We start from the raw sequence: 24,067 nt of genomic DNA, 5'->3' as shown, positions 1-24,067 counted from the left end.
CATCTTAACTTGAATATTACATAGAAGCGAATATTTTTATAATTTTAATAGTGTCCGTTTTTATGCACTAAAAAGGACTCCTTTTAAAAAGGAGCCCTTACATAAAAATCTTTATTTAGTCTTCAAATTGGTATAAAGGTGTTGAAAGGTAACGCTCTCCGTTAGAAGGTACAATGGCAAGAACATTCGAACCTTTACCTAAACGTTTTGCCGCTTCAATCGCAGCATAGATGGCAGCACCAGATGAAATACCACATAGGATACCTTCTTCACGTGCTACTTTACGTGCTACTTCAAAAGCAACCTCATTTTCAACAGGGAATACAGCAGAATAAACATCTGTATCTAGTACTTCTGGTACAAATCCAGCTCCAATACCTTGAATTTTATGTGGCCCTGGTTGACCACCAGAAAGAACCGGTGAATCTTTTGGTTCAACAGCAATGATTTCAATGTTTGGATACTTTTCTTTTAATACAGCACCTGCACCTGTAATGGTACCACCTGTACCAACGCCAGCTACAAATGCATCAAGTGTTAGGCCATCAAATGCTTCTACAATTTCAGGACCTGTTGTCAGACGGTGAATAACAGCGTTCGCTGGATTTGTAAATTGTTGTGGGAGGAAGTAGCCATGCTCAGCAGATAGTTCTTCTGCTTTAGCAATTGCACCCTTCATGCCTGCTGGACCAGGTGTTAACACAAGCTCTGCACCATAAGCTCGTAATAAGTTACGACGCTCTAAACTCATTGTTTCTGGCATAACTAAAATCGCTTTGTATCCTTTAGCAGCAGCAATCATCGCAAGACCGATACCTGTATTACCAGAAGTCGGCTCAATGATTGTACCACCCGGCTTTAATGTCCCGTCTTTTTCTGCAGCTTCAATCATTGCTAGAGCTAGACGGTCTTTTACTGAGCTTCCTGGATTAAAATATTCTAATTTTACATACACAGTGCCTTCATTTTCATTTGTTGCATGATTTAATTTTACAATTGGTGTTTTACCAACTAATTCAGCCACTGAATTCGCTAATCTACTCATTTACTAATCCACTCCCAATCCCTACTATTTTTATAGGTTTTACTTATTTTGTATTTTATCAATTTTTCCATTCGATTGTCAATAAATAAAACTTATATTTTCAGAATATTTATCATTACTTAAAACGGAAAAGCCTTATCATCTGTCTACAAAAAAAGAATCTGCATCCATTGGGTATGTCACTACGAATGCCTGCAAGTTTGATCAGACTCATTTTACCCCGCAAAACCTGCAGACTCTTTTCATGTATTATTTTTCTTTTTTAGACTCTCCATAATACCAAGTAGCATTAAATTCAGACCAAAATGCTTCCGGTGTAACAGATTGCGTCAATTGCTCTAAAGCCAATTCACGCTCAATATGTTCTTTCACATCGTCATATGTAAAGGATTGTCCTTCTAATACCTCTTGCACTTGAACAATTCCATAATGACCATTATCTAACTTAAAGGCTTTACTTACCTCATTTGCCTTAAGAGATTTCACAGTATTAATAATGGTAGGGTCCACATTCTCCTGATTCTCTGTGAGGAAACCAATATCTCCTCCTAGACTGGCTGAAGCACTATCAACAGATATTTCTCGTGCCAGCACTGTAAAATCAGAACCATTTTTCAATTCACCTAGTGCCTCATCAGCAGCTTTTTTTGAATCGACTTCAATAAAATTCGTACGATAGCTTGTTTTTGTATTATATAACCCCTGATTTTCCTCATAATACTTTTCAACACTTTCTTCCTCTATCACTACGTCCTTCGTGAGTACTTTATCCAATATAAGCTGTGAACGAATTTTTTGGCGTAGTTGCTCTACTGATAGATTTTGCATGGCTGTATCAAACTTATCTTGAGCAGAACGCATTAACGCAAGTTCAAGATCTATTTCTTTATCGGTAACTTTAATTTTATATGTTTTTGCTGCCTTTTCCATTACCGATTCATTTACTAAATTTTGTAGTGTTTCTTTACCATATCGTTCTTCCATGGCAATCATCCACTCTTGGCGCGTGATCACATCCCCATCAATGGCAGCGACTTGTTCGTCGCTACCAATTTCCTGACCTTTGTTTGGGATTAACCAGCTGATGAACCATAAAATATTTCCTAATAACAGAATCGCTATGACAGCTAAAGCAGGCTTTGTCTTTAAACGACGTTGCAGTAAAGGCGTTTGGTTTGGTGTTACAGTGGTTGAAGGTCGTCGATTACGCGTTGAGCTCATCAATAAACCCTTCTAGATCATCCTTAGAAAAACTGTATGTCTCTAGGCAGAAGTGACACTCTGCTTCCGCTCCGCCATCCTCTTCAATCATTTCTCTAATTTCCGCTGCTCCTAAACCTAAAATTGCTGCACCAAACCGCTCTTTTGTACATTGACATTTAAATTCAACTGGCATGGAATCTAAAATTTGTAGATGTCCATTTCCTAAAACAGCTTCTAAAATTTGCTCTGGTGTAAAGCCTTTTTCAATCATTTTTGAAACAGGCTCTATTGTAGCAAGATGTTGTTCAATTTCATTGATTGTTTCTTCCTCACAGCCCGGCATTAATTGAAGAATAAATCCGCCTGCTGCAAGAATAGTGTTGTCTGGATTGACTAATACACCTAATCCAACTGATGATGGTACTTGCTCAGATGTTGCGAAATAATAAGTAAAGTCTTCAGCGATTTCACCCGAAACAATTGGTGTTTGTCCAGAGAACATATCTCTCAATCCAAGATCTTTAACAATTGTAAGAAATCCTTCTGTACCAACGCCTGCTCGAACATCTAACTTCCCTTGCTCATTTAAATCAAAGTGAACATGGGGGTTTGTAACAAATCCGCGTACTTCCCCATGTGCATTACTATCAATTACCATAGGGCCAATTGGACCGTCACCCTCAATTTTAATCGTGATTTTCTCTTCACCTTTTAACATAGCTCCCATCATGACAGCTGCTGTCATTGAACGACCTAAAGCTGCTGACACAACTGGCCAAGTATCATGACGACGTTGCGCTTCACCTACTGTAGCAGTTGTACGAGCTGCAAACACACGAACTTGCCCATTAAATCCTAACCCTCTTACTAAATAATCATTCATAAATGGAATGTCCCTCATTTCCTATTGGTTACGTTTATATAGCTTATATAAACCCTTCAAAGTTAAAAACGGATCCACAACATCAATGATTTGTGTCTCCCCTGCGATTAAATTTGCTAGCCCACCTGTAGCAATAACTAATGGCTCCTCTTTACTTTGTGCTTTCATCCGGTTAACAATGCCCTCTACTTGTCCTACAAAGCCATAAAAAATACCTGCCTGCATGGCAGAAACGGTCGTTTTCCCGACAATATGTGAAGGCCGTACTATTTCAATACGCGGCAATCTTGCAGCCTGTGTATAAAGAGCCTCTGTAGAAATCGTTATACCCGGCGCGATAGCACCACCCATGTAATCGCCCTTCTCATTCAAATAACAATAGGTTGTCGCTGTACCAAAATCAACTATGATACAAGGGGCTTTATATAAATCTAGAGCTGCTATGGCATTCACAATGCGATCTGACCCAACCTCACGCGGATTTTCGTATTTAATATTTAAACCCGTTTTCACACCCGGGCCAACTACCAAAGGCTTTCTTCGAAAATATTTCTGACACATCGCGTCTAATGAAAACATAATTGGTGGCACAACTGAGGATATAATAATACCTGTAATTTGTTCAAATGAAATGCCTGCATGATTAAAAAATGAAAGAACTTGCATAGCATATTCATCCTCTGTTTTATGAAGGTCCGTCACCATACGCCAATGGAAAGCTAATTGTTCGTTGTCATCATAGACACCTAATACAATATTAGAATTCCCTGCATCTAAAACTAAAATCAAGGCTGACACCTCCCCTATCATCATTGCACCTTTCATAAACCTAACATGACAGCTACAATCTAATTGAAATGAAGATAAAATACTTTAGAAAATGATACCATACTTTTTACCTTGATTCAGCATTCATCTCCTTCCTCTAAAGGCGTGAGCGGAATGCTTACTTTATTTTTTCAGTGGATGTTCATCTATAACGATGAAAGCTTCTTTAAAAAGGAGCTCCCTAAACTAGGCAGCCCCTTTGAAAATCATTTAAAATTAAATTTTTCTGGATCTGGACCACAACGTAGACCATCATTCAATGCATCCAACTGTGTCATTTCTTGCTCAGATAACGCAAAGTCAAAAACATCAAGGTTTTCAGACATACGTGCCGGTGTCATCGTCTTTGGAATTGTGACAACATGATGCTGTACATCATAGCGTAACACAATCTGTGCAGGTGTCTTGCTGTATTTAGAGGCTAATTCTTGAATCAACGCTTCTTCAAGTAGAGAGCCATTCATCAATGGAGACCACGCCTCCACCTGTATACCCTTATCCTCACAATAGGCACGTACTTCCTCTTGTGTTAAATGTGGGTGAAATTCAATTTGATTAATAACAGGAATAACAGTCGTTTCCTTCAAAAGGCTTTCTAAATGATGCACATGGAAATTACTAACACCAATTGAGCGTACTCGACCATCTTGATAAATTTTTTCTAGTGCTTTGTAAACCTCAATATAATTTTGATCAATTCCTGGCCAGTGCACTAAATACAAATCTAAATAGTCTAATCCCATTTTCTCTAAACTGCTATCATATGCGGCAAGTGTTTTTTCATAGGAAAGACCATCGTTCCAAACTTTGGATGTGATAAATAGTTCTTCACGAGTTACTAAACCTTCTTCAATTGCGGCTTGTATTCCACGACCAACACTTTCTTCATTGCGATATACTTGTGCTGTATCAATGCTACGATAACCTTTAGCAATAGCTGTTTTTACGGCTTCTGCTAGGTCATCTCCTTCAGGTACTCGAAAAACACCATAACCAACCAAAGGCATCTTAAGTCCATTATTCAATGTTACATTTCCCACGTTAAACACTCCAATCTGTTTTCACTAACATTACATCTTCTCTCCACCCTAAGAGCAGAGTTATATGTAACTGTCTTACATAAATATATCCTAATGCTTATTAGCAAGAAAAGGCAAAGAAAAAGACTGTTTACCTAATTTTAGTAAACAGTCTTTTCTACTTTAATCACGTTTCTCATCGATACCTTTAGGAGCATCATTTGGTTCTTTACTTTCTTTTGCCAGATTTAAAGTTGTTGGGTTAGGCTCTTTGCTAAGTAGCTCTTTTTCAACAGTTGGTTCACCAATAGTATCTAATGTTGGCTTCGCTTCAATTTTCGGAGTGCTCTCCTCAATACTTTCTACGACCTCTGGCTCTGGTAAAATACCATGATCACGTAAATGTTCGATTTCCTGTGCATTTAATGTTTCTTTCTCCATTAAAGTATTGGCAATTAAATCAAGCAAATCACGTTTCTCCGTTAGGATGCGTTTTGTACGCTCATATTGTGTATCAATAATTTTTTGCATTTCTTTATCAATTTCATAGGCTACTGAGTCAGAATAATTTTGATCTGAATTAAAGTCGCGACCAAGGAATACATTGCCACCCTGACTTGAACCAAATTGCATAGCACCAAGGTTTTCACTCATTCCGTATTCGGTAACCATAGCACGAGCAATGCTTGTAACTTTTTGGAAATCGTTATGTGCCCCAGTAGAAACTTCACCAAGAACAATTTCTTCAGCTACACGACCACCAAGAAGGCCTGCAATACGATCTAAGAGCTCTTGCTTTGTTGTAAAGAAACGTTCTTCCTTCGGTAACATAATCGCATATCCACCCGCTTGACCACGAGGAACAATTGTTACTTTGTGCACTGTATCCGCTTCATCAAGCTCAAGACCTACTACTACGTGACCAGCCTCATGGAAGGATACCAGTTTTTTCTCTTTGGCTGAGTATACTCGACTTGCTTTAGCTGGACCCGCAATTACTCGGTCAGAGGCTTCATCGATATCCGCCATACTAATCGTACGTTTACTTTTACGAGCTGCTACAAGTGCTGCTTCGTTTAGTAAGTTTTCTAAATCTGCACCGGAGAAACCTGGAGTACGTTGAGCAACTGCAGCTAAATCAACTGTATCTGCTAAAGGTTTATTACGTGCATGTACTTTAAGAATTGCTTCGCGCCCTTTTACATCAGGATGACCTACAGTAATTTGGCGGTCAAATCGACCTGGACGTAATAACGCTTTATCTAAAATATCTGGGCGGTTTGTTGCAGCAATGATAATAATACCTTCATTTGCTCCGAAACCATCCATTTCAACCAATAATTGGTTCAGTGTTTGTTCACGTTCGTCATGACCACCGCCAAGACCAGCGCCACGTTGACGACCAACCGCATCAATCTCATCGATAAAGATGATACATGGTGCGTTTTTCTTCGCGTTTTCAAATAAATCTCGAACACGTGATGCACCGACGCCGACAAACATTTCTACGAAGTCAGAACCTGAAATTGAGAAGAAAGGAACGCCTGCTTCGCCTGCCACTGCACGTGCAAGTAATGTTTTACCTGTACCTGGAGGACCGACAAGTAAGATACCTTTTGGAATGCGTGCACCGATTTCAGTGAACTTGCGATGGTCTTTTAAAAAATCTACAACCTCTACAAGCTCTGCTTTCTCTTCATCAGCACCTGCTACATCTGTAAAACGAACTTTTTTCTTTTGGTCATCATAAAGTTTAGCTTTACTTTTACCAAAGCTCATCACTTTATTACCGCCACCCTGAGATTGGCTCATTAGGAAGAAGAATAAGAAAATGATGATGATGAAAGGAATAATTCCTGTAAAGAATTGAATCCATCCACTTGTTTCTGGTGCTGCTAAAAAACTAATATTACTATCTTTATCCTTAGCAGCCTCATCGATACGGTCCATTAAAGATTGGTTTTCACGAGGGATATTCACTGTAAAGCTTTGACCCTTCTCATAACCTTTCAGTGTACCTTCAACGATGTAAACTGATTTATCAGGTTGAATTGTAGCACTTGTTATTTCTTTCTTATCTAGAGCTTGTTGAAACTCATGATAAGATAACTCTTTCGTTGGTGAATTTCCACTATTGAAAGTACCAAAAATACCGATAATCACTAGGAAAATCAGTAAATAAAATATGGTATATCGAAATATTCGATTCATCTCCAGCCTCCTCATTACAAACAGAAAAATTATAAGTAAAATCTTAACATATCATGATTTCATCATACAACGAAAAGCCCTACTTAAAAAATGTTTCGTTCACTTTTGCCGTTATCAAAACAGTTTTAGGCCATCTTTATATGTCCCAGCGTAATTGTACCTGTTCCTTGGACTCGATATAGCTGAACATTGTGTCAAGATTTTGAATTATGTTAAACATAACGAAAAATACATGACTTGCGCTGGAGGCCTTTGCATTTATAGCTGGTTTTTGTAACTTAGAAAGAATAAACTTCAGGCTTCAGTATACCAATATAAGGTAAATTACGATATTTTTCTGCGTAATCTAAGCCATACCCTACAACAAAGCCATCCGGCACTTCAAAACCAACATAGTCAGCAGATAAGTCCACTTTACGGCCTGATGGTTTATCTAATAATGTAACAATTTTGATGGACTTTGCTTTGCGGTATTTAAATAAATCTACTAAATAGCTTAACGTTAAACCACTATCGATAATATCCTCGATAATTAATACGTCACGTCCCTCAACGCTTGTGTTTAAATCTTTTAAAATTTTCACTTCACCCGATGACACAGTAGCATTACCATAACTAGAAACATCCATAAAATCCAATTCGATGAAAGAATCGAAGCGTTTCATTAGGTCTGTCATAAATGGCATTGCTCCTTTAAGCACACCAACAGCTAATGGGAATGCATCTTTGTATTCCTCTGTTAATTGTGCACCTAAATGTGCAATTCTTTCTTGCAGTTGTTCTTCTGTAATCATAATTTTTTCGATGTCGTTTTGTAACATATCGATTCCTCCTCGTGATGTATCAAAAAATTTTCAACCAATTACGGTGAAATATTTTACAAAGACCTTAGTCTACGATGAGCACTGTATCATCGTTTGGTTGCGGAGTGGTTGAAAAAAATATTCCCATACGCACACCAATTACCGCTACCACCTCATCAGATTGAGAAATCAGTAACGGCCAGCTATTTCGCTCATTTAAAGGAATCTTTTCATCTATAAAAAGGCGAGATAAGCGTTTTGGCTGATCCATTCCTTTTAACAGCATTCTGTCTCCGTCCTTGCGTGCTCGAATATAGAGCGGTAGTTGGAGTTTGCTAGCGTTAAAATAAAAAAGCTGTGCAGTATCCGTCAGCAATTCAGACGATAAATCATGCAAATTGACTACGCATAAGCGTTCACCATTTGTCAGTGTTGTCCATCCATCAGCAGCCGTAATCATTTGTTTCTCAGGAGATGTTTGGCCTTCTAATGGCTTATTCTTCTGAATCGTTAATTTCCCGTAAAGGCGAACTGCTAGAAAATCTTCAGGCAAGTGAATTTCAGCATACCCTGCTGTTGTATCACAAAGCTTTAAAATTGAAGTCAATAAAGCATAACTTTGTATCGTATTTGAATCTTTGTAAAGATAGTTTAATAGTATTAAAATGAGCCTCCTTTGTAAAGCAAGTGGTACCAATTGAAAAGCCTCAATTTCCATGCTATATGTATTTTCGTTACTTCTTATGATGGTTTGAGAAAATACATCTTGGGCTAATGTCATTAAAAAGGTATCGTCTTCTTGCAATTGCTTTGTGAAATGGGCCACCTGCTCAGTCACTCTCGGATTTTCTGCCTCCAGTAAAGGCACCACATGATGTCTAAAGCGATTGCGTACATAGGTGTCTTTGGAATTGCTAGCATCTTCTCGATAATCCAAACCTTTTCTAAGTAAATATTCCCTTATTTCAGACTTTGTAACCGTTAAAAACGGACGAATTAATGATTTGCCTTCAAAACATCGTTGAGGACGTATGCCTTGCATACTGTTCATTGTTGCATTTTTTGTAAGGGCCATTAATACTGACTCCAGTTGGTCATCCGCATGATGTGCAGTTACAAGCTTATTGGCATTTGTTTTTCTCAAGATTTCTTTGAAATATCGATACCTCTCCCTACGACAAATTAACTGTGTATTACCATTTTCCTGTGCCATAATTGCAGGTATTGGAATATCTGTAGCATGTAAGTAAACACCATTGTCGTCACAATACTTTTGGACAAATGCTCTATCTGCAGCAGAGTTTTGCCCTCTCAACATATGATCGACATGTACTGCTTCCACCTGAATGTTCCACTGCGCCTGTGTTTGGATAAAGTAATGGAGTAACGCCATAGAGTCTACCCCACCCGAAACGGCGATGAGAAGATGATCGCCTTGCTGTAATAATTGCTCTTCTTCAATAAATGTTTTGACCTTTAATTCAAATGACAAACGCTTCTCCTCCCCTTTTCGTTGTTATTTTAAGATGAATTACTCATAGAATACTGAGCTGGTCTAAAGACAGCCCATGTCGGTACAACATGCGTCACCTCTAACATTAATACTGTACAGTCATCTTCTATTTCGAAATACCCTTGGAATGATTGCATGATCGTTGTTAGCTTTTCTTGAATGGTTTTATTTGTACTGGCAACCTGCTGTGCAAAAGCTAAAAATGTTTCCTCTTGCTCATCCCAATCATCTACACTTGAAAACAGGCCATCTGAGTGCATTAAAATAACGTCTCCTGCCTTCAGTTTTCTTTTTTCAGCTTCTACTGTTGAAATAGATAAAAATCCTACAGGTGCTGCATTACTTTCAACTTTCAGCACCTCTTTTCCACGTAAAATATAGGTCGACATACCTCCAGCCTTCCACGACCACAAATCACCATGCTGTAAATCAACAAGTGCAAAATCAAGTGTTGCATACATATCATCCTGTTGCTTTAATGACATAACATAATGCAATGTATGCATCGCCGTTTCCGGATTCATATTGTAATTAAGACACTCTCGCATCAAGTGGATCAATTTTCTACTTTCATGTTGTGCTTCTTTATTTTGCCCCATACCATCAGACAGCAAAATGGCAAATAGTCCTGGATGCAATTGGAAGAGGGCATGAGAGTCTCCAGAATATAGTGTTGCATCTTTCGACATGCTATATATATCATACTCTACTTCAAAGCTAATAGCTGATCTAAAGCATATTTGAACATGACGAAACGGTATTTCACAGGCTATTACTTTTTCTATTTCAAAAGGTTCATCGAAAATCTCATAAAGAATTGGCAGAATCATGCGTTCAGCTAATGTTGTATCTTCCTCCCAGTTGACACGTGCTGGTGCTAAAGCACAAACAATCTTTCTTGCACCTGGCTTATTGCTAAGCACATCTAGTTGAAAACATTCAATATTGGCATCCTTTAAGCGTTCAGCAATTTCCTTTTCTACACTAACAAACGAAATTGTATCCTCCTTCATCTCAGCGATTAACTGGTTTAAATGGTTACTCATATCACGAAGTTGCAGGGCAATCATTTTTTTACCATGAAAGTACTGCCCATTAATGCGTTCCCTATAAAGCTCTGTATCTAATTCCTCGAAAATCTTCGTCGATTTTACGCATTTATACCGTATTTGTTCTTCTACACGATGAATAGCTGATTCCTTGCCTACTCCTTTCATATGAAACCAGTCTGTCACAAGCTTGTCCATACCGTTATTTTTAGCACCCCAGCAATGTTCATAGCGGAAACAGCTTAAACAAGTGTTCATTGGAGATACTTCCTTCGCAGCTTCAACTGGAGCCGTCATAAAGCGATCAAATACAAGCTCCTTCATGAATTGTACAAAATGCTGAAAATGCTCTAATTTATACGTTACATGTTCGGTTAACCAATTCTGTCGTGCCAGTAAAATCTCCTCACGTTGTGGGAAAAGCTTGTCCCTCACCCTATCTGAATATTTCTTTGGGATCGTTAGAAAAAGAATGCTCCCGATGGCAATGGAGGTAAAATACACGCTATCTAAAGGCAGTGTGGCGTCATAAAATAAAAAAAAGACACTTGGCAAAATACTACCGATCGCAACACCAAATCTACCACCTTTAGCTCCCATTCCTGCACACAGCCCCGTTAAGGTCGCAACTGAAAGCATCCCGGTAAATGAAAGCTTAGCAATACCGATAAGAGTTCCCAGCACTGCTCCGATTACTGTTGCTAATGGGACACTGCCAACCAATGCACCAAAACAGATAAAAAGCTGCAATAAAAAAATGGGGAGTGAGAAATAGCTAATCACAACTGCTTGCATCCCAGTAAGCATGGCAGCAAACACGACTAATCCAGAGCCTAGCTTCTCATATGTCCAATGACTCGTAAACCATTCATACGAGTTAACAAATAGCACTTGCATAAACAGCGTCATAATAAGAGCTAGAGCTGCCTCACAGCCTACATAAAATTGTACAAGCACTGGTGGTAAGCCTTGATACATCACCCCTTGCCACATTATTTGTACCAGTAATACAGCTAAAGACACCGCAATACTTTGGGGCAACTGCCAGTAACGGAAACGCATGATACATTCATACATAACAATTTGTAACGCTAGAATGAAGACTTGTCCAAAACCAAGGAAAAAACAACCTGCTAAACTACCGAATAAAACGAATTTGGCATACTCCCTATACTTTGTTCGAATAATGGCCCAAAAAGGAACTGAGAACGGTACAGCTGCTTCAAATACAACAGATTGAGCTAAGAAAAAGGCGGTTAAAAAAAAGAGAGAACCTATTAGGATCTGCTTCTTTTTCATACCGATCTTTTGGTCATCTACATTCGTTGTATTATACCATTCAATACTTGTCATTTAATTATCCCCTTTCCGCACTTTTGGTTATTATAAAAAATTATGTGCGGAAAGATTGTCTGACGTTGACAGAAAAAAATATAAATATTTCGACTAATAGCTATTCATAAATACGAGAATTGGCAACAATTTCTTTCGCAACAGCCTAACATTCATGAAAAACGTTGAAAAATCCACTTATAAAAACAAAATTGTAATGACTTGCTATTCATCTTAAAGCTTAGTGCGAGGGCATTCTATGAGCTATCAATCACTTTATTCAACTGTTACCACGATACATTTCTACGTAAGAACAAAAAATCCGCTAAAATACTCTTCTATGCTAGTTTTTACGAAATATATTTTTTTAAAAAACCTACTTGACACTAGCACGTTTGGCTTGTATTATTTAACTTGTTGCTTAAACGACTGTGCGGAAGTAGTTCAGTGGTAGAACACCACCTTGCCAAGGTGGGGGTCGCGAGTTCGAACCTCGTCTTCCGCTCCATATAGTAATTGGCGGCCTAGCTCAGCTGGCTAGAGCGTACGGTTCATACCCGTAAGGTCGGGGGTTCAATCCCCTCGGCCGCCACCATAGTAGGCCCGTTGGTCAAGTGGTTAAGACACCGCCCTTTCACGGCGGTAACACGGGTTCGAATCCCGTACGGGTCATTTCAAATAGGCGCCTCAGAACTAAATTCTGAGGCGCCTATTTTTATTGTAATCTATTTTGTCACTATTCCCATCTATCCGTCTGTTCATTTATAGCTATGTGACTGCGTATAAAAATATGGCATACTAAAGAAAAGAGTGTTTTTTAGGAGGTTAAATTCCCTTGAGTGCATTAACAAAAGCCGCGTTAATTTGCGGAAGTGGCTCGATGATTATTCTTATTTCAATTCTTATTAATTTACCTTTTTTTGTTCAAATAATCCTATTACTTTGTGGACTTGCCGTGAGTGTATATGGTGTTTTCTTACTTGTCAAAATGGTTACTCATCCAGTGGAGAAAACATCCATAGCTTCTGCCGATGAAAAAACAATAAACCCCACAAAAAAGAAAAAGAGACCTTCTTCTACTTTGTAGGTAAATGAAAAAAAGGGATTAGCTTTATTAAAAAGCTAATCCCAACTCTATTTCATACACTTTTTCTACGATTAAAACAGTCAGCAAACTACCCTCTTCTAGCTCCGCGACCTCCGCGTTTTGATTCTGTAGCACGTTTAAGTGTTGCTAGACGTTCATCACTATCTTTTAAGAAGCGTGCCATTTTTTGCTCAAAATTTTCTTTTGGCTGGTGGCGTTCGTTACGATCATTAGAACGATTATCACGACGTGGACGTGCTGGACGTTCTGGTCTCTCAGCTTGAGGCTTTGCTTTACGGATTGAAAGACCGATCTTCCCGTCCGCTTCAACATTCATCACTTTTACTTCAACTTCATCTCCAACTTTTAGATGCTCATTGATATCTTTTACATAATTGTCAGCAACTTCACTAATGTGAACTAAGCCTGTTTTGCCATCTGGCAGCTCAACGAATGCTCCAAAATTTGTGATTCCTGTTACTTTACCTTGTACCTTGCTGCCTACTTCAATTGACATAAAAAAAATGCTCCTCCTTAAAAATTAAGCGACTCATTTGAGCCATGTAATCAATTTAATCAAACCTTTTATTGCATTAAGCTTCTCTTTTCATTATATATAACAATAAAAGAGTGTCAACAATACACAGCTTTTCAGTCGTCTTTTTTATCTTCCTTATCTGGAATGATAAAAATAATCTCACCTTCATCAGATAAGTAATACTCTTTTCTTAATAGCTTTGCGATATATTCATCATCCTGTAATTGTTTGATTTTAAGATTTAATGTATCTTGTTCTTCTTTCAATTCAGTGAGATGCTGATTCGCTTCTTTCTTTAATTTCTCTTTTGCTGCTAAAGTTTCATTTTGATGTGATAGCACATTTAAGAGAAGAGCGATAATAATGACTGGTACAATCGCAAAAAAGACAATACGACGCAATTTACGTTTACGAGCCTGCTGTTTGCGATTTATAGCTCTATCCGTGTTACGGACATAGTCATTATCAAGCTTCGTGAAATTTTGTTGTTCATCATCTGATGAATGACGTCTAGTCATGCCCGCACCTCCGAAAATTATTGTTGCTTTCTATTATACTTCAAATATCGTAATTTTTTAAAAAAAGTGTAGGACAAATAGGAATAAATTTTGACAAAAGGTCTTATAACAAACATTACTATATTTATGAATAGCTGCAAAATTTGTCGAATAACAGCGACTATGAAGCGTACAATGAACCAGAAGGGTCTCCAAGTTATATTCACCACAATTCTAGCAATGAAACGTAAAAAATTTTGAAATAACGATTGATACAAAAAAATTCCGGCTATTTGCGCTAGCGGGTCATAAGCCCGCCAAGCGCCGTCTTTTAGCCAAAATAATAAATAGTATGTCGCTCCCCCAAGTAGAATCCATGTTATTAATTCAACAATCATCATCCACTTTCGAAGGCTTGACCTTTTTGGAGTTGAAAAAACTACGAGCCTTACACTATCAATAATGAAACCAACTGCTATACCGCTCAAAACCATGACAATTAATTGATATAATTGTTCACTAACAATCATCCAAATAACTTATGAAGGAAACCTTTCGAGAAGCCACTTTCCTCCTCGTCGTACTGTAAGGTTTTTACAGTTCCTTCAAGCGTCAATAATCCTTTATCAACATCTAAATGAACGATATGCAGTTCTTCTCCGCGAATTAACAAGTGCCCTTGGGACGTCTTAATGAAAAACTCTTCCTGATCAAAGCGTTCAATTGATTTTACAGAAGTCATGTCCATTCTTTTACGATTACGAATCGTTAAAATATGCTCTCCAGATGGAATTGTGTAACGATTACTTTCTTGATGTAGCGTCATTTTTTTCCTCCTTTAGTCGTCCTAGCTTCTGTTCACTTTATGCGGACAACCTTCAAAGCATGACAACTTTATTTAAGTTGTGTAATACTTTCATCCACAAAAGAAAGGTGGGACAACATTAGGAGGTTTAAAAAATAAATTTAACTTTAATCCTCATCATCAATAAATTCAGGTTCAACCTTTTCTAGTCTTTCTTCCTTCAAAATGGTAAACATTTTTGCGGCATCTTCTTTTTTCACCGTATCACGTAATTCTTCTACACGTGCAGTCACTATTTTTTGACCAAAACGAATAGCTAGCTCATCTCCTGCTTTTACTGTACTACTAGCTTTCGCTACCTTATCATTGATTGTGATACGACCTTGATCTGCCACCTCTTTCGCTAAAGTGCGGCGTTTTATTAAACGGGATACTTTTAAAAATTTATCTAGTCTCATCTTTTTACTCCTTTTCTAGTCGCTTTGCTTCATTCCAAAATGCATCTAATTGCTCTAATGTAAAATCGGAAAAAGACTTTCCACTGATCTTTACCTGTTCCTCTACATAACCGAAACGTCGTGCAAATTTTTCATTTGCATGTAGCATAGCCTCTTCTGGTGACAGTTTGTAGAAACGCGCTAAATTTACTAGTGTAAACAACACGTCACCAAATTCATCCAAACGGGATGCATTAGAGCCTTTCGTTACTTCCTGGCGAAATTCCTGCCACTCCTCAACAAATTTATCCCATGCCCCATCCACATCTGGCCAGTCAAAGCCCACTTTTGCAGCTCTTTTTTGGTAATTATATGCTGTTTGTAATGCAGAAGAGGCTCTATACTCCTCGTCTAATAGTGGTTTATCGCTAGTACCCTTTTCTTCAGCCTTAATAGCCTCCCAATTGGCCACAACATCGTCCGCATCTTCCACTGCAACATCACCAAAAACATGTGGGTGGCGGCGAATCATTTTTTCACTAATGGAAGCTAACACATCTTCAAGCGTAAAGTAACCTTCATCTTCTCCAATTTGTGCATGTAAAAATACTTGTAATAGCACATCACCAAGTTCCTCGATCATTGCAAAATCGTCCTCAGCATCTATAGCAGCCAAATATTCATGTGCTTCTTCAAGTAAGTATTTTTTTAACGACTCATGTGTTTGTTTTTGATCCCAAGGACAGCCATTCGGACCTCTTAGCGTTGCAATAATCTGACGGAATGTTGTCCAATCTTTTAATGCCTCTTCTTGCGATTTGACAGGTGGTACATAGACTGTTGTTAAATTATTAACTTCTACACTTTGATCGAGTTCATAGAGAGGTACCGTAACAATCTGTTCTTGTGCAGACCCTGCAGCCGTCACAACCGTCACAGGGTACTCGTCATCATATTTCTCCATCAACGTTAGCTTTACTTCCGAGGCACTAAATGTATCGTATACTTGCGCGATCAAAATATGTTGACGCATGTTGATGTCATGCATTGAAAAACTGGTACCATCAAGCAATTGAAAACCTTCTATTGGATCAATTTTTAATGCACCAAAAATAGGATCTAAGAAACTCTGACCACCCTCAATAACTAACTTAATTTTGCCTTCATCCGCTGCTGCAATAAGCAGTTGCACTGTCTGTTCTGCAACTAATGGATGGCCTGGCACAGCATACATAATATCCTCAACAGCAGCAGCTTCAATAAGTGCATTTGCTATTTCCGCATAGACAGGCTGGAATGCATCATGTTTTTCATATACTTTATCAAAGCTTTCGAATTTCACACCCTCTGCTGCTAATTCCTCTAATACTGGGTGATCTATCGTACGTACATATAATTTTTTAGCAGCCTTTAATTTTCTATAAACACCCATTTGCAGCTGATTAAAATCCCCTGCACCTAAGCCAATAATTGTTAAAGTTTTCAATATTCACACCTACTTCTTTGAATTGAGCCAAAGTTGGTAAACAGCCATTCTACGTCCAAACGGCAATAAATACCACTCTTTCTCCATTAATACTCGTTTCTTCGCAATGACAGTCAGCATAACAAATGCCCCTATGGATACAGCTGTTAAACCCGTCACCATAGCTACCATACGTGAAGACAGTGAATGGCTTAAGATTGCCGATACAAACTGTAACCAGACAAGTACAACGACTGCCATACTGAAAGATGCTGTCCCAACTTTTTTATAAAAATCGACAGATGCTAGCTGAATGCCAGTCAATGTTTTTAAATAAATAATTAGTAAAATCGCTGTTAATAATAATCCTATATCATTTACGATAGCCGCTCCTAATACACCTAACCAACCGATTAATCGTACATTCAGTATCATTTTTAGCAGAAAACCTAGCATTAAAAATAGAGCTGGCTTTTTTAATTTTCCATAGCCTTGTAAGATCGCTGTAAATGTAAGAATAATCGATAATGGTACAATTTGGAATACATAGATGATTAATACTTCGGATAAAGTATTCGTTTTGAAAAGCATTTCATTTAAATACGGCATAACTAGCATTAAACCCAAGGCTGCAGACCAGCCGAATAGTATGGACGCTTTGTACGTTAATTGTATAAATGGAACTGCACTGCGCCCCTCTTGTTTTTTAGATAAATGAGCAACAAGCGGAACAATAGCAAGCGACAATGAGGATGCAATGACAACACCTAGTTGAACTAAAGGTTGTCCACGATCATAAATACCTTTTGTTTCCTTCGCCATTGTAGGATTCATGCCATTATCAATTAATGCTGAATATATCGTAAACGAATCGACAAGCTGATATCCAAGTAGTAGAAGACCGCTCATACTGACACTTAAGCTTAGCCATGTCACCTCTTTAACAATGTGCAAACTTGAAATAGGATGTAGTTGTAGTTTAGTTAGCTTTAGCCCAAAACGTTTATATGAGATATAGGCAAGTAATAACAAGGCCGTAATTTCACCAATTACAGTACCAATAACAGCCATTTCACCTGCACCATAAAGGGATTTAGTAGTCGTCATAATGATAAATGTTCCTGCTAAAATAACAGTAACTCTTACCGCTTGTTCGAGGACTTGGGCATAAGCAATCGGCTCCATAATGCCTCTAGATTGGAAGCCACCTTTTAAAATAGCCAATGCTGGCATAACCAATACTACAAATGAGCCTGAGCGAATCAATGGTGCTAATTGAGCATCTCCCATCAATTGGGCAATTTTTTCAGCTCCTCCAAATAAAACAGCAAAAAACAGTAGCGATAACACCGTCAAATACCGGAAAACCACACGCATAATAGTGCTTCGTCTTTCATTACGTTCTATTGTATCAACAATGCAATCATTATCTGCAAGCATTTTAGAAATGGCTATAGCAAAGCCACTAGATGTCCAAACAACGAAAATCGATATAACTGGATATACCTGTTGATAGATATAAAAGCCTTCATCTCCAACTAGATTTTGAAAAGGTACACGATAAATTGCACTAAGAACCTTTACAATAAGAGCCGCTATTGTCAATAAGGCGGCACCCTTCATGTAGCTTTTCATGCCAAAACGTTGCGACATAAATTGCCCTCTTTCCTTCTTAACAATGCCAATAGTATAGCATATCTCAAAAGTTTGACGCGCTAAGGAGCTATACTGTTCCTATATTGACCAATCTTTATGTACGCAAAAAAAGTTATTGTTCAGCCTTAAAGGTCATCGCAATAACTTTTCCATGCATCAACTATTCATTTGTTTAGCTAAGAAGTTTGCAGCTGTTTCCACTACTTTTACCTCTACTTCACCGACAAAATGCACTTTAGATAAGGCAATAATGCAACCTATCGGATCACCGTTCACCATAATAGGTGTCGCACAATACGATTTCACTTGCTCATATTGCCCAGGGACAATTTCAATCGTTGTCTCCATTTTTTCTATTTTTGTTGAGCGCTCTTCCATGAAGCTCTCCGCAAAGGATGTAATGCGACGGTTAATATATTCCTTTTTACCAATCCCTGCAACTGCGATTACCTCATCGCGGTCAGTGACAAATGCTGGTGTTCCTAATGTTTCATAAAGTGTTTCAACATATTCTCTTGCAAATTCACCCAAATCATTGATGGGCGAATATTTTTTTAATATGACTTCACCTTCACGGTCCGTATAAATTTCAAGCGGGTCGCCTTCACGAATACGTAGCGTCCTACGAATTTCTTTCGGAATAACCACACGCCCTAAATCATCAATACGACGAACAATTCCTGTTGCCTTCATTCTAATGCCTCGCTTTCGCTACAATGAAATTTTTATTCAACTATAGTATGGTTTTTTTTTAAACAATCTATGCAAAAACTGAAGAAAAAGGATTTCACAACCATCAAATTTTTTCAAAAAACTGTATTACTTACATCAATCAACTCCTTATTAGATTACCCAAGGAACAAATTTCTATAATCAATTCATAAAAAAACTGGAAAAATAAAAAGGCTATCTTATCTCTTCCATAAAAAGATAAGATTAGCCTTTTGCTATTTTTTTGCCTTATCGATAATTTGCATTAGCTCTTCCAAAATATCAAAGGGTTGATATTTTCCGCTCTTACGCTCATCGATTGTTAATTTCAACTGCATGCCATCCATACCAAAGCCAACAGCACGCTCAAACTTCATTGACGCTTCAATAATCTTACTGCCATCGACATTGGCTGTCCCCTGTTCGGATAATAGGATAGTAATAATTTTTTGCTTTTCCTTTACAGATACTACTCCAGCACCTAAGCCCCAAACCTTCATTCTTGCTATTCGTAGTAGACGCTCTGTTTCTATTGGAAGATCGCCAAATCGATCCTCCAATTCCTCCATGATTTCTTCGTACTCCTCCACCTGATCCATTGCCTTAATACGTTTATACATTTGGATTTTTTGATACCCATCTGGAATATAGGCATCAGGGATATAAGCATCAACACTTAGCAATATTTCTATATCTGGCTTTTCTTCTTTTTTCACACCTGTTTGACGTTCAGCAATGGCATCCTGAAGCATTTGTGAGTATAAATCAAAGCCGACTGAATCGATAAAGCCATGCTGCTGCGCACCAAGTAAGTTACCTGCTCCCCGAATAGATAAATCACGCATAGCAATTTTAAAGCCGGAGCCTAGCTCAGTGAATTCTTTAATTGCCTGCAATCGTTGTTCTGCTACATCTGTCAATACTTTGTCACGTTGGTACATAAAGTACGCATAGGCTACCCTGTTAGAGCGACCAACACGTCCACGTAATTGATAGAGCTGCGCTAAGCCCATGCGATCAGCATCATGAACAATTAATGTATTCACATTTGGTATATCGACGCCTGTCTCAATAATGGTTGTTGTAACAAGCACATCATAGTCACCCTCTAAAAAGGATAAAATCACAGATTCCAGCTCTGACTCTGTCATTTTTCCATGCGCAAAGCCTATACGTGCTTCAGGGACAAGCACTTGAATCTCCTCAACCTTTCGAGCCATATCTTCTACTCGGTTATATAAATAAAACACTTGTCCGCCACGCGCCATTTCCCGCTCAATAGCTTCTCGCACTAATGCGCCACTGTGCTCCATCACATACGTTTGAACCGGGAATCGGTTAGCAGGAGGCGTTTCAATAACAGATAAATCTCGGACTCCTACCATTGACATGTGAAGTGTCCTCGGGATTGGAGTTGCCGTTAAAGTTAAAACATCAACATTTGTCTTTAGCTGTTTAATTTTTTCCTTATGTGTCACACCAAAGCGTTGTTCTTCGTCAACAATTAACAAACCAAGATCTTGGAAAATTAAATCTTTAGATAAAATTCGATGTGTTCCTATAACTATATCAACGCGCCCCTCTTTTAAGCCTTTTAATGTGGCAGACTGCTCCTTTTTCGTTCGGAAACGAGATAACAGGCCAACATTAATGGCAAAATCCTGAAAGCGCTCACGGATGGTTTCATAATGCTGCTGGGCTAAAATCGTTGTAGGAACGAGGAATGCAACCTGTTTACCATCTTGAATAGCTTTAAATGCTGCACGAATGGCTACCTCGGTTTTACCATAGCCTACATCACCGCACACTAAACGGTCCATAGGGCGTTCTCGCTCCATATCTCGTTTCACTTCTACAATAGAACGTAGCTGATCCTCTGTTTCCTCATAAGGGAACAATGACTCGAAATTACGCTGGTCATCATTATCAGGTGTAAAAGCATGCCCCTTCTCAGCTTCACGCTTCGCATATAGCTTAATTAAATCGTCGGCAATATCCTGTACAGCAGAAGATACCTTCGCTTTAGCCTTTTTCCATTCAGCGCCACCTAATTTATGTAGCTTCGGTTCACGATCCTCTGACGCCACATATTTTTGGATTAAGTCTATTTGTTCTACAGGTACGTATAGTTTATCGTCTGCACGATAGCGAATATGCAAATAATCCTTATGTGTACCATTGACCTCTAATGTTTCTACACCAATATATTTACCAATCCCATGATGAACATGTACAACATAATCACCTGGTTTAATTTCCGTATAGCTTTTAATACGTTCAGCATTAGTCATTTTTTGTGTACGTGCTTTTTTCTTTGCCTGCTGTTTAAAAAGCTCGTCTTCTGTCACAATTGCTAGACGTTGCAGTGGCAATTCAAAGCCACTCGACAAGCCACCATCTACTATATAAATACCAGGTTCTGTTGGTTCACCAATAGCCGTATGAATATCGTATTCTCCAAGCATGTGCTGAACTCGTTTAACACGTTCTTTATCTCTTGCAACAATCAGTACGGTAAATTTACCAAGTAACCAGCGTTCGACTTCAGTTTGAAGCAATGACATTTGTCCGTGAAATTGCTGCATTGGCTTACAAGAGAAATTAGTTGTCTTATTAAACGTTATTCCAGCAAATGTTCTTGAAAATAATGAAAATGATAGCTTCTGTTGTGACAACATTGCTTGTATTTCTTTTAATGTAAAGGCAGGTTTGACATCATGAACCATTTTTCCTTCTTCAATTAAAGATAAAAACCATTCATCCTCTTCACGTTCCCATGCATCCATCACTTCCTGAATGCGTCCAAGCTCGTCAAAGAGCACAATACCATCTTGTGCAAAATAATCTCCTAAATAAGCTGTTTTATCGTATAATAATGAGCCGTATTTATTTACGTAGTCGGGTAAATTCCCTTGCTGTAACAATTCAATATCATATTGAATATATTGATACAGAAGTTCTTTTGTCTCCTGCTTTTTTACCTTCTTTAGGCTTGCAGCCAATGCCGCTTCTAAACGGCCTGCTAATGCCTGCCTTTCTAACTTAGTTAGAATGACCTCTGAAGCAGGAAGAATACGAATCTTTTGTAATTTATCAATCGAACGTTGATCATCTGCTGAAAATGTTCGTATGGAATCAACCTCAGTATCAAATAATTCAATTCGAATAGGTGCTTCCAAATAAGGTGGATAAATATCTAGTATGCCTCCACGCAACGCAAATTCTCCAGGTGTCGTTACCATTGAATTACGCACATAGCCCATTTCAACTAATGTTTGTAACCAAGTATCTATTTCAATCTCATCGCCTACAGCTGTTTGTAAAAAATATTGTAGCCAATGTTCCTTAGGCTGCATTATTTTCCGTAAACCTGCCACTGGTATGACGTAGACAGCCTTCTCACCTCTAGCTAAGCAATCGAGTGTTGCAATTCGCTCCGCACGTAGTTCTGGTGAAGCAACAGAAAGGTCTGCTGCAATGAATTCATCCGCTGGATAATAATGAACATGCTCTTCACCTAATAATCCAGCAAGCTCATCAACCATCTTTTGTGCCTGCAGTAGATTAGGAGAAACAATGTAGATTGGCTTCTTCACATGCTCAAATAACGCATCGACCATTACGGGGCGTGCGCTTCCTGTTAAACCAGTAATAAGCTGTGATGCAGTTTGACCGCTCTGAATCTCCTGTAAAAATGATGTAATATGTTTATCCTGCGACACAAGCTGTCGTAAAACCTCCACAGTCAAAAGCTCCTTTCAGCATAAAATTCTAAATTTTCAATGCTATTATTCTAGTACTATTTTATTTATCTTTCTTATCAGCTATTTTATAAAATGGAAAAAGCCTTGAACACACATGAAGTGCGTCAAAGCATCCTTCCAATTATTGAATCCATTTATTGAGTGCGTGATAATCTGGATATTGTTTCAGCGAATCCTCACATTGCTCACAAATACAGTGCACAGTCGTTTGTCCATGTTGATCTTTCTCAACATAATCATCTGCTTCTCCCAATTCAAAAATATGCAATTTTCGAATTGTATCATCTGCATCAAATGGTAGTGTCCCTATTTCTACTTCACAATGCCGACATCGGTAGCGAACTGACATCTCCAAATCATCCTCCTTTAAGCAGCTTTCTACTTAAAGTATAGACATTTATAAAACGGATTATGCACTTTCCAATGTCATCCGCATTGCAATAACTTGAAAATTAGAGAATTGATTTTTGCTTGTAGTGAAGACTAATCACTACAAACATCAGCTGTCATGATAGTAAAAGGTCTGTAGTCATTCACCTTAAACCAGTCCAATTATCCAAAGACTTTAACGGAAATTTATTAGTGGCATTCCATCTATTTGCTAGCGTTAAAGTGATTCATCACATCAAGAAATGGCTTTGAAAGGGATGCTTCAACAGCATTTACAGAATTTTCAATGGCTTCTTCAATAAGACCTTGATCGTCCTTTGAAAATCTTGCTAATACATAGTCTGCTACCTTCATACCAGCTGGTGGGCGGCTAATCCCTACTCGGATACGATTAAATTCCTGAGTACCAAGATGCTGAATTAAGGATTTAATGCCGTTATGACCACCTGCACTTCCTTTTTGTCGCAGACGTAATTTACCTGTTTCTAAATCTAAGTCATCATAAATAACAATCAAATCTTCTACATCAATATCAAAATAATCCATAAGGGGACCGACACATTCCCCTGATAAATTCATATATGTTAAAGGTTTAACAAGTAGAACCTTTCCCTCAGGTCGATGTACAGTTGTATACATCCCATTAAATTTCGAGTTTGTTAAAGGTGTCCCCCATTTTTCTGCTAATGCATCAATAACATCAAAGCCAATATTATGTCTTGTATGTTCATAAGGTTTACCTGGATTTCCTAATCCAACGATAATTTTCATAAGTACCTCTCTCTTCTTTCCAATCTAATAGTCATTATTTTACCATATAGCACACCTAGA

21 protein-coding genes and 3 tRNA genes are annotated in these 24,067 nt (G+C 38.2%); 4 read left to right on the top strand and 20 right to left on the bottom strand.

The features are described from left to right. Positions 1-115 precede the first annotated feature (115 nt). The 9 genes from cysK to NST76_RS00470 form a co-directional block, all read right to left on the bottom strand. Entirely contained in the window at positions 116-1,045 is a 930-nt protein-coding gene (cysK, locus tag NST76_RS00510; RefSeq protein WP_036120688.1) for a cysteine synthase A, read from the bottom strand. A gap of 249 nt (positions 1,046-1,294) precedes the next feature. Continuing rightward, entirely contained in the window at positions 1,295-2,266 is a 972-nt protein-coding gene (locus tag NST76_RS00505; RefSeq protein WP_036120685.1) for a peptidyl-prolyl cis-trans isomerase, read from the bottom strand. Further along, positions 2,250-3,131, bottom strand: coding sequence for an Hsp33 family molecular chaperone HslO (gene hslO, locus NST76_RS00500; RefSeq protein ID WP_342544494.1), 882 nt, complete (start codon positions 3,129-3,131; stop codon positions 2,250-2,252). Before hslO ends, NST76_RS00505 begins: the two co-directional genes overlap by 17 nt. Positions 3,132-3,152: 21 nt before the next feature. Then, on the bottom strand, positions 3,153-3,920 hold the full coding sequence (locus NST76_RS00495) for a type III pantothenate kinase (RefSeq protein ID WP_058844489.1): 768 nt from the start codon (positions 3,918-3,920) through the stop codon (positions 3,153-3,155). A gap of 245 nt (positions 3,921-4,165) precedes the next feature. Beyond that, a complete protein-coding gene (locus NST76_RS00490; protein WP_271913508.1) occupies positions 4,166-4,966 on the bottom strand; it encodes an aldo/keto reductase in 801 nt (266 codons plus the stop codon). Between the two features lie 195 nt (positions 4,967-5,161). Next, complete coding sequence (ftsH, locus tag NST76_RS00485; protein ID WP_036120673.1) at positions 5,162-7,189, bottom strand: ATP-dependent zinc metalloprotease FtsH; 2,028 nt, start codon at positions 7,187-7,189, stop codon at positions 5,162-5,164. A 278-nt stretch (positions 7,190-7,467) separates the two neighbouring features. After that, entirely contained in the window at positions 7,468-8,010 is a 543-nt protein-coding gene (gene hpt / locus NST76_RS00480; RefSeq protein ID WP_036120670.1) for a hypoxanthine phosphoribosyltransferase, read from the bottom strand. A 67-nt stretch (positions 8,011-8,077) separates the two neighbouring features. After that, on the bottom strand, positions 8,078-9,484 hold the full coding sequence (tilS, locus tag NST76_RS00475; RefSeq protein ID WP_036120667.1) for a tRNA lysidine(34) synthetase TilS: 1,407 nt from the start codon (positions 9,482-9,484) through the stop codon (positions 8,078-8,080). Positions 9,485-9,513: 29 nt separating this feature from the next. Then, positions 9,514-11,907, bottom strand: a complete 2,394-nt coding sequence (locus NST76_RS00470) for a SpoIIE family protein phosphatase (RefSeq protein ID WP_271912023.1) — start codon at positions 11,905-11,907, stop codon at positions 9,514-9,516. A gap of 412 nt (positions 11,908-12,319) precedes the next feature. Here NST76_RS00470 and NST76_RS00465 point away from each other — a divergent pair. From NST76_RS00465 to NST76_RS00450, 4 genes are all read left to right on the top strand, one after another. After that, a tRNA-Gly gene (locus NST76_RS00465) sits at positions 12,320-12,394 on the top strand. 10 nt (positions 12,395-12,404) lie between these two features. Continuing rightward, positions 12,405-12,481 (top strand) — tRNA-Met (locus NST76_RS00460). 5 nt (positions 12,482-12,486) lie between these two features. Further along, a tRNA-Glu gene (locus tag NST76_RS00455) sits at positions 12,487-12,558 on the top strand. 163 nt (positions 12,559-12,721) lie between these two features. Next, a complete protein-coding gene (locus tag NST76_RS00450) occupies positions 12,722-12,973 on the top strand; it encodes a hypothetical protein (RefSeq protein ID WP_036122369.1) in 252 nt (83 codons plus the stop codon). Positions 12,974-13,061: 88 nt separating this feature from the next. Here the strand turns inward: NST76_RS00450 and NST76_RS00445 are convergent, their stop codons facing one another. The 11 genes from NST76_RS00445 to pth form a co-directional block, all read right to left on the bottom strand. Then, positions 13,062-13,490, bottom strand: coding sequence for a S1 domain-containing RNA-binding protein (locus NST76_RS00445; protein ID WP_004229154.1), 429 nt, complete (start codon positions 13,488-13,490; stop codon positions 13,062-13,064). Positions 13,491-13,624: 134 nt separating this feature from the next. Continuing rightward, positions 13,625-14,029: a septum formation initiator family protein gene (locus NST76_RS00440; protein WP_036122366.1), complete on the bottom strand. Its 405-nt coding sequence runs from the start codon at positions 14,027-14,029 to the stop codon at positions 13,625-13,627. A 17-nt stretch (positions 14,030-14,046) separates the two neighbouring features. Further along, positions 14,047-14,538 carry a spore cortex biosynthesis protein YabQ gene (yabQ, locus tag NST76_RS00435; protein WP_036122364.1) on the bottom strand — a complete coding sequence of 164 codons (492 nt, stop codon included), beginning with the start codon at positions 14,536-14,538 and terminating at the stop codon, positions 14,047-14,049. Then, positions 14,535-14,834, bottom strand: a complete 300-nt coding sequence (gene yabP, locus NST76_RS00430) for a sporulation protein YabP (RefSeq protein WP_004229167.1) — start codon at positions 14,832-14,834, stop codon at positions 14,535-14,537. Before yabP ends, yabQ begins: the two co-directional genes overlap by 4 nt. 146 nt (positions 14,835-14,980) lie before the next feature. Beyond that, positions 14,981-15,271, bottom strand: a complete 291-nt coding sequence (locus tag NST76_RS00425) for an RNA-binding S4 domain-containing protein (RefSeq protein WP_036122359.1) — start codon at positions 15,269-15,271, stop codon at positions 14,981-14,983. 4 nt (positions 15,272-15,275) lie between these two features. Beyond that, entirely contained in the window at positions 15,276-16,736 is a 1,461-nt protein-coding gene (gene mazG, locus NST76_RS00420) for a nucleoside triphosphate pyrophosphohydrolase (protein ID WP_342535242.1), read from the bottom strand. A 9-nt stretch (positions 16,737-16,745) separates the two neighbouring features. After that, positions 16,746-18,368 (bottom strand): oligosaccharide flippase family protein, encoded by a 1,623-nt coding sequence (locus tag NST76_RS00415; protein ID WP_342544491.1) that lies wholly within the window; start codon positions 18,366-18,368, stop codon positions 16,746-16,748. A 159-nt stretch (positions 18,369-18,527) separates the two neighbouring features. Further along, positions 18,528-19,064 carry a stage V sporulation protein T gene (spoVT, locus tag NST76_RS00410; RefSeq protein ID WP_036122344.1) on the bottom strand — a complete coding sequence of 179 codons (537 nt, stop codon included), beginning with the start codon at positions 19,062-19,064 and terminating at the stop codon, positions 18,528-18,530. A 254-nt stretch (positions 19,065-19,318) separates the two neighbouring features. Then, positions 19,319-22,825 carry a transcription-repair coupling factor gene (gene mfd, locus NST76_RS00405; RefSeq protein WP_342544489.1) on the bottom strand — a complete coding sequence of 1,169 codons (3,507 nt, stop codon included), beginning with the start codon at positions 22,823-22,825 and terminating at the stop codon, positions 19,319-19,321. Between the two features lie 142 nt (positions 22,826-22,967). Beyond that, positions 22,968-23,195 carry an anti-sigma-F factor Fin gene (locus tag NST76_RS00400; protein WP_004229176.1) on the bottom strand — a complete coding sequence of 76 codons (228 nt, stop codon included), beginning with the start codon at positions 23,193-23,195 and terminating at the stop codon, positions 22,968-22,970. Positions 23,196-23,440: 245 nt separating this feature from the next. Further along, positions 23,441-24,007 carry an aminoacyl-tRNA hydrolase gene (gene pth, locus NST76_RS00395; RefSeq protein ID WP_036122336.1) on the bottom strand — a complete coding sequence of 189 codons (567 nt, stop codon included), beginning with the start codon at positions 24,005-24,007 and terminating at the stop codon, positions 23,441-23,443. Positions 24,008-24,067 lie beyond the last annotated feature (60 nt).

Origin of the sequence: Lysinibacillus sp. FSL W7-1291 (genome assembly GCF_038593415.1) — a bacterium.
GTDB classification, from domain to species: Bacteria; Bacillota; Bacilli; order Bacillales_A; family Planococcaceae; genus Lysinibacillus; species Lysinibacillus fusiformis_D.
Note: the sequence above shows the minus strand (reverse complement) of the source record. Positions and strands in the feature narration are given on the sequence as shown.